The sequence below is a fragment of the Nocardioides sp. P5_C9_2 genome, assembly GCF_054049555.1.
Window position 1 is genome coordinate 1 of record NZ_JBFUMD010000700.1, and the last position, 1373, is coordinate 1373.

Annotated in this window: 2 protein-coding genes; both read left to right on the top strand. The window is 69.3% G+C overall.

What is annotated here, in order from left to right:
- Nucleotides 1-213 precede the first annotated feature (213 nt).
- Nucleotides 214-900 (top strand): molybdopterin-dependent oxidoreductase, encoded by a 687-nt coding sequence (locus tag ACXJKL_RS21115; RefSeq protein ID WP_457208952.1) that lies wholly within the window; start codon nt 214-216, stop codon nt 898-900.
- The coding region (locus ACXJKL_RS21120) for a cytochrome b/b6 domain-containing protein (protein ID WP_457208953.1) at nt 893-1373 on the top strand (481 nt) is incomplete at its 3' end. The genes ACXJKL_RS21115 and ACXJKL_RS21120, both read left to right, overlap by 8 nt.

Consider the following 1373-nt stretch of genomic DNA (forward strand, 5'->3'; position numbering starts at 1 on the left):
GCGAGGAACACCGAGGATCTCCTCGGTCGAGCTGACATCGGAATCATGCTCACTCCTTCGCAGTTGCGGACTTTCCAGTCTCCTCAGGGCACCGGCACGCGACAACCGTCGATCGCGGGATGCATAGACCACTTCGCTCGGCGTTCCGGGCCCCTCCGCATCTCCTCGGCGTCACGCAGGGTCGCTAACGTGGCTCCATGAGGCGGGTCGTCGGTGTCTGCGGAGGCTGAGGGTGCGCCGGTCGGGCGTCGCGTCGTGCTGGGCCTGCTCGGGCTCGGCGCGGTCGGGGTGGTCACCGGCAACCGACTCCAGGACGGGTTGTCCCACCTCCTCGCCCCGGTGCAGCTGCGCGACCCCACCGGCCTCACCTCCCTGATCCCGCTGGGCGACACGTGGCGCTACTACTCCGTCACCGGCTCCGTGACACCTCGTGACACCGCCTCGTACGCACTCAGCGTCTCGGGGCTCGTCGACCACGCCGCGACCTACTCCTACCCGGACCTCGAGGCGCTGCCCCAGACCTCGTTCACCGACACCTTCCACTGCGTCACCGGTTGGCACGTGCCGGACGTGCCGTGGTCCGGCGTGCGGGTCGTCGACCTGCTCGACCGCGCGACACCCACCGACCAGGCCGTCGGCGTCCGGTTCCACTCCTTCGACGGGACCTACTCGGTCAACATGACGCTCGAGCAGGCCCGGGCGGAGGACGTGATCGTGGCACTCACGATGTACGACGAGCCCGTCACCCACGCACACGGCGGCCCGGTGCGGATCTACTCCGGGTCGATGTACGGATACAAGAGCACGAAGTGGCTCTCGGGCATCGAGGTCACCTCGCACAACCGCCCCGGCTACTGGGAGGACCGCGGCTACCCACTGGACGGGATCATCGATGGGTGAGGGCCGCGACCTCGAGCGGTTCGCACCCGTCGAGCGGTGGGTGCACAGGACGGTCGCCCTGCTGATGGGCGCCTGCCTCGTCACCGCCGCCGTCCTCTACAACGGCCCGGTCATGATGGCCGTCGGGCACCGTCACGTCGTCGAGACGATCCACGTCTGGTGCGGCCTCGCGCTCCCCGCGCCGATGCTGCTCGGTRCCGTCTCCCGGGCCTACCGCTCCGACCTGGGCCGGCTCAACCGCTTCACATCCGCCGACTGGCACTGGCTGCRCAACCGGTCACGTCGCGACGGCACCATCGCCGTCGGCAAGTTCAATGCCGGGCAGAAGGTCAACTCGTGGCTGGTGGCCGGATCGACCGGGGTCCTGCTCGGCACCGGGGCGCTCATGTACTGGACGGGGTTGGTCGCGCTGTCGTGGCGTTCGGGTGCGACGTTCGTCCACGACTGGGTCGCCCTCGCCCTCGGGCTCCTGG